The organism is Candidatus Enterococcus myersii, assembly GCF_017316025.1.
Taxonomy (GTDB): domain Bacteria; phylum Bacillota; class Bacilli; order Lactobacillales; family Enterococcaceae; genus Enterococcus_C; species Enterococcus_C montenegrensis.
This window is the reverse complement of sequence record NZ_JAFLVT010000001.1, coordinates 321272-327464: the sequence shown is the minus strand read 5'-3', so window position 1 is coordinate 327464 and position 6193 is coordinate 321272. Positions and strand designations below refer to the sequence as shown.

6 protein-coding genes are annotated in these 6193 nt (G+C 37.1%); 1 reads left to right on the top strand and 5 read right to left on the bottom strand.

What is annotated here, in order from left to right; all coding sequences use genetic code 11:
- Positions 1 to 31 precede the first annotated feature (31 nt).
- The 3 genes from JZO76_RS01540 to pfkB all read right to left on the bottom strand — a co-directional run bounded on the left by JZO76_RS01540 (position 32) and on the right by pfkB (position 2974).
- Entirely contained in the window at positions 32 to 487 is a 456-nt protein-coding gene (locus tag JZO76_RS01540; RefSeq protein ID WP_206902402.1) for a fructose PTS transporter subunit IIA, read from the bottom strand.
- 62 nt (positions 488 to 549) lie between these two features.
- Positions 550 to 1983 carry a PTS fructose transporter subunit IIC gene (locus JZO76_RS01535; RefSeq protein ID WP_206902401.1) on the bottom strand — a complete coding sequence of 478 codons (1434 nt, stop codon included), beginning with the start codon at positions 1981 to 1983 and terminating at the stop codon, positions 550 to 552.
- A 43-nt stretch (positions 1984 to 2026) separates the two neighbouring features.
- Complete coding sequence (gene pfkB / locus JZO76_RS01530; RefSeq protein WP_206902400.1) at positions 2027 to 2974, bottom strand: 1-phosphofructokinase; 948 nt, start codon at positions 2972 to 2974, stop codon at positions 2027 to 2029.
- Between the two features lie 161 nt (positions 2975 to 3135).
- Between pfkB and JZO76_RS01525 the strand changes: the two genes are divergently transcribed.
- On the top strand, positions 3136 to 3882 hold the full coding sequence (locus JZO76_RS01525; RefSeq protein WP_206902399.1) for a MurR/RpiR family transcriptional regulator: 747 nt from the start codon (positions 3136 to 3138) through the stop codon (positions 3880 to 3882).
- A 221-nt stretch (positions 3883 to 4103) separates the two neighbouring features.
- Here the strand turns inward: JZO76_RS01525 and JZO76_RS01520 are convergent, their stop codons facing one another.
- Complete coding sequence (locus JZO76_RS01520; protein WP_206902398.1) at positions 4104 to 4580, bottom strand: YbaK/EbsC family protein; 477 nt, start codon at positions 4578 to 4580, stop codon at positions 4104 to 4106.
- Positions 4573 to 6012, bottom strand: coding sequence for an MFS transporter (locus JZO76_RS01515; RefSeq protein ID WP_206902397.1), 1440 nt, complete (start codon positions 6010 to 6012; stop codon positions 4573 to 4575). The genes JZO76_RS01520 and JZO76_RS01515 overlap by 8 nt, the downstream gene beginning before the upstream one ends.
- Positions 6013 to 6193 lie beyond the last annotated feature (181 nt).

Sequence of the window (6193 nt, the reverse complement as noted above, 5' to 3'; positions counted from 1 at the left end):
TTTTTGCTTCTGTTGTCATGAAATACGCTCCTTAATTTTCGGCTAATTTACTATTTAAGAGATTGGCAATTTCTTCAGGTATTGCCGCCGCTTTTAATCCTTTGGTTACATCTTGATGCATCAAAAGACGCGCGACACTGGATAAAAGTTTTAAATGCGTGGTTCCAGCTTCAGAATCTGGAATAAATAAGGCAATAATAAAATCTGTCGGACTGCCATCTAAACTTTGCCAGTCAACAGGATTAACTAAGCTGACAATTATAATATCCGCGGCTGTAATAGTCGTATCTTTAGCATGGGGAATCGCAAAACCATCCATCATACCAGTTGTTCCTTCTGCTTCACGTTCTAATAATTTAGCATAAACTTTGTTTTCATCATTTGAAAGACCAAGAGAAACTGCCTGATCAGCTAAAAAGTGCATGACTTCATCTTGGGATGTAAAATTTTCTTTTAAAAAAATATGGTCTGTTTTAATTAGTGCCATGGTTTTCACCTTTCTTAAAAAAAGCTGCAGCAGTATTTTTTACTTACTACAGCTTTTATTTTTTATGCTTGTACTTCGATTTTTGTTTCAGTCGTTTCTTTTGTTGCGGCTTTTGTCACACGATTTTTCTGAATGAAACCTAAAATGACACCACCGACAATGGAACCAACTAAAATAGCAAAGACCCATTGTAATTTACCATCCACCACTGGTAAGACCAAAAAGCCACCATGGGGCGCTGGTACTTTTACGCCAAACATATACGTTAAAACAGCTGCGATAGATGAGCCCAACATCATTGTTGGTAAAACCCGTAATGGATCTTTTGCCGCAAATGGAATCGCGCCTTCTGTAATATGGGTTGAACCTAAGATAAAGTTAACTAAACCGGCATTGCGATCATTTGTTTCGAAATATTTACCAAAGAATAATGTAGCAAAACCTGTAATTAGTGGCGGCGCGATACAAGCTGCTGAAACGCCTGCCATAAAACTACTATTACCTTGCGCTAATAATGCTGTCCCTGTCACATAAGCAGCCTTATTCACTGGACCACCCATATCAAAGGCACACATACAACCAACAATAATTCCTAATACTAATGGTGAAGAATTTTCAAAACCAGATAAGAAACTCATCATGCCTTCATTGACCGTTTTCATTGGCCCTGCAATCAAGGACATGATTGTCCCCACAACCGCTACTCCGATTACTGGATATAAGAAAATTGCCTTTAGACCATCCAATTGTTTTGGTAAAACTTTTAACAAACGTTGTAAAAGTAAAACGAAGTAACCGGCTAAGAAACCGGCAAAAATACCACCTAAGAAACCAGCACCACCAGAATTTGCTAATAAGCCCCCGACAAAACCAACGACTAAACCAGGACGTTTGGCGATTCCTTCTGCAATATAAGCTGCCATTACCGGTACCATCATTCCCATCGCCGCATCACCGATTGATTTGAACATCGCCGAAGTGGCATTATATGTCGCATCGTTTGGATCAAAAGAATAAACACCCCAAATGGCAAAAGAAACGGCAATGATAACCCCGCCTGCTACTACAAAAGGTAACATGTGGGAAACACCATTCATCAAATTCTTATAAATACTACGTCCGATATTCATTTGTGATGCTTCTGGTGTAACTTCTTCTACAGTATTGGCGACTGCTGCAACTTGACCTTTACCTGCCAGGGCATCTTCAATTAATTGATCTGCTTCTTTAATCCCTTTACTTACCGATACGTCAATAATTCGTTTACCCGCAAAACGTTCTGCATGCACGTCTTTGTCTGCTGCGATAATAACCGCATCCGCATCTTTGATTTCTTCTTTTGATAACTCATTTTCTACCCCAACTTGTCCATGAGTTTCGACTTTAATCGTAATTCCTTTGCGCTTTGCCGCTTGTTCCAATGCCTCTTGAGCCATATACGTGTGGGCAATACCGGTCGGACAACCCGTTGCTGCAATAATTTGATATTTTGCCATTTTGACACTCCTCATTTCTTTGAATTTGTTTTTGAATCGATCATTAAGCTAAAATTTCGTCTTTGTTGCGCTGTTCTTCAATATTGATTTGCTCTTTAAGGTCACTAACATCAGAAAAATCTGTTAAACCTTTACGAAAAGCGGTTGAACTGCCAGCTGCAATAGCTAACTTTAAGCTTTCGGCTAAGGGTTGTTCTTTTAGTATTCCCGCAATAAAAGTGCCCAATAAAGTATCCCCCGCACAAGCTGTATTCACCACTTGTCCTTTTGGTGAATTGCCAACTAAGACAATATCTTCACTAATAAAGATTGCCCCCTCACCACCTAAAGAAAGTAAAACATTTTGTGCACCTTCTGCCAAAAGACGCTTGCCATAGGCTAGATAATCTTCTTTTGTCTTTAGTGTGACACCATACCAAGCTGCTAATTCTTCTTCATTTGGCTTTAGCAAAAACGGTTTGTAAAAAAGACAATCCAAAACTTCCTTATAACTGCTGTCAATAATCAGTTTCACTTTCTTTTCATGACAGATTTTACTAATGGCTACTAAAATTTCTGGTGCAACACCTTGGGGTAAACTACCAGAAACACATAAATAATCATCTTCTTGCAATAACTTTTCTAATTCAGTCAAAAATTCAGTTGTTTTTTCAGCTGGAATTTCAGGTCCTTTATTGACTAATTTAAATTCTTCTTTTGTTTCATTAACTTGGGTGAAGACATTGATACGTGTCATACCGGGAACTTCGATAAAATGAGTGCTAATTGCCTTTTTCGTTAAAAAATCGTTAATATATTGGCCCGTAAAACCAGCTTGAAAACCTAACGCTGTATTGTCTATTCCCAACTGTTTTAAAATCAATGAAACATTAACGCCTTTTCCATTGGCTTGGATATCATCATCTTTGGTTCTATTTACTACTTGTGGCTGCATTGTATCCGTTTCGATAAACAAATCAATAGCTAAGTTTAAGGTACAGGTATAAATCATCTTGTCCCCTCCTTTCATTTTTATTATGCACGAATAATTTATGTAAATGTTTTCAAATGAGAGCAAAATAGTTGAAAATTTTTTCACTTTCTGAACCCTCTGTACATAAAATTGGTAAAAAGTTACAATAATAACAAATATCAGTTGGAAAGGATAACATCATGGATGTAAAATTAAGCGAGTCAGAACAATATCTATGGGATTTCATACAAAAAAACATTACGAGTATCCCACATTATTCCATCGTTAAATTAAGTGAGTTGGCGAATGTTTCCACTGCTACGATCGTTCGAACAATGAAAAAGAAAGGGTATGAGGGCTTTACTGCGTTTAAACACTCCTTAAAGGAAAAAGAAAATACCAACATCAACTTCTCTCATTTAGATAAAATTGATGAAGGCATTAAAATGGCGATTTTAAAAAACGAACAAGAAGTGATTCGAACCATTAATATGATTGAAATTGGCAATATTGAAGATGCCATTCAACGTATTCATGCAGCCAAACGCATCATGATTTTTGCACGGGGGTTTTCTGAATTAATTGCACAAGAAATGATGGTGAAATTGCAATTAACAAATAAATATTGCGAACTTCATACCGATCCGAATATCATTCGCAACATCTCCCGTAAACTTACGAAAGACGACGTCGTAATTTTCGTTTCATTAAATGGCGAAACAGAAGAATTAGTGGTGGCTGCTAAAAACTGTTATGAAGCCGAAATTGGTACGGTTTTACTAACCGCTAGCCGATACTCTTCTATTATGGAGTATATCGAAATTCCTTTTATTGGCTTTAAATCAGAAGGCTCCTTCTTTCCTGATTACGAAGTGCGCTCTCGTTTACCTTTATCGATTATGGCTAGGATACTGTTAGATTCCTACGCTCTGCGAACAGCCAAATAACTAAAAAACACAACGTTTATTGCGCTTATGCGTGTTTTTACTTGGTGTTTAGCAAATTTTTAGAAATTTCGCCTTTTTTTTGGAGAGCTAGTTTGTGTAGCTAATTTGAGCAGCCCTGATTTAAAACGATTTGTTCATGTTAAAACATTATACTTTCCTTATAAAAAAGCAGATACAAAGGTAGTTTAAAAACGACTACTTTTGTATCTGATTTTTTAGGCTTACACAGCCAAAATATCTGCTTGAATTGGTTGAATCAATGCAATTAAATCTGCAACTTTAACTTTAACACTATGACCCAACTCGCCACTTGAGACAATAACTTCTTCGTGATTCAAAATACTCGTATCAAAAACTTGGCTATATTCTTTATGTTGCATGAAAATCCCGATTGGCGTATTGGCACCATGGGGATAACCAGTTGCATCCATTACATATTCCATCGGGGGAAAGCCGACTTTGCGGTTACCAGAAGCTTTCGCCGTCTTTTTATAATCTAGGCGTCCGTCAAGGGGAACTAAGGCAATCACCGTTCCCGTTTTATTGCCTTTTAAAACCAAGGTCTTATAGATGGTGGTAACAGCTAATTGTAATTTTTCTGCTTGGGCGCGTCCTTCATCTTCATCACTTACATCAAAAGTAAAACTTTCAAATTGCATCTGTTTTTTTGTTAAATATTCTTCCACTGCATTAGACATGTTTTCTGATGCCTCCTTGTTTTTTCACCCGATAAAGCGTTAAAAGTAATGCTGCCAAACAAAGTAAAAATGAACCTAAAAAAGTAATTTTCATTCCATAAATGAAAACATCTGGCCGCTTGGCAATGTACGTTGTCACCCGTTCTCCCATTTTCGAACTCATGGCGTCATACAAGATAGTTGTCGCTAGCGAAATCCCTACGACCATGCCCAAATTACGAGCAAAAGAGTTCAAACTGCCAGCAACCCCCAGATTTTCTTTGGTAACACTACTCATAACCATTGTATTGTTGGGTGATTGAAATAATGAATTGCCTAAACCCATGATAGCAGTTGCCACAACGTAATACCACAAAGGCGAATCCGCGTGCATAAACATATACATTAATTGGGTCACTGATAACATCACAAGCCCGATTAAAACTAAGATTTCTGGGCCCACTCTGTCAGTTAAATAGCCGCTTAAAGGCGAGCCAATAACCATTAAAAATGGAAAGACCATCATTAAAAGTCCAGCATAACTAGGTGAAAGGCCACGGGCACTTTGAAGGTAAAACGGAATAACGACATTGACAAAAAAGTTAGAAGAAAAAATCAATAAAGCCGTAACTAAACTCATAGTAAAAACTTTATTTTTGAAAATACTAAAGGTAATTAAAGGCAATTTCACTTTCTTTTCCACATATAAAAAGATGAAAAAACTAATGACGGCTAAGACAAACAAGGCTAACGGAATTGGGGTTAAAAAGCCGTGTTCTTGCCCTAAAAAGACACCGCCAAAAAAGGTCATAATCGTCGCTGCAACCGCGGCAAAGCCACCCATATCAATTTTTTCTGCACTTAGTGTAATATCTTTTGGTAAGAATTTTTCACTAATTAGCATGGTGATAATCCCAACTGGAACATTGATCCAAAAAATATACGCCCATGAAAAATGCGCCAAGATCAAACCGCCTAAACCAGGGCCGGCAATTGAACCTAAAGACACAAAGGCACCAATCATCCCAAGCGCCCGTCCTCTTTCATTCATAGGGAAAACTTCGGTGATAATACCTGTGTTAGTCGCCATCGTCATCGCAGCTCCTAAAGCTTGGATAACGCGGGCAAACAGTAGAAAAGTTAACGAGTGATTAAAACCACAAAGTAAAGATCCAATCACAAAAATCAAGGTTCCAATGCGATAAATTTTAATTTTCCCCCAGCTATCGCCAATTTTCCCAAATAATAACAAACACGCACAGACCATCATTAAATAAATGGAGACGATCCATTCTGACTGATTCATTGGTACTTGCATATCCTTTGAAATAGTTGGCAACGCGATATTTACAATACTACCATCTAAAGTAGACATAAAGGTAAACATCGAAACTGCAACCAATATCCACCAACGATTTTTTTGAACAACCTTATCTTCTTGGTATGTATGCATACAAAACTTCCTTTCGTAAAAGAATAAAAACTCTTTTAATAAACCATTATTCTATTTTATTTTCCATTTTGACAAGTCCTTATTGCGATTGTCCTTTGCCAAAAATAGACACTAAAATAGTATAATCGTTTTTCAGAAAGATTTCATATGTTTTGTTTAAAAAATATAAAATAGACTACAG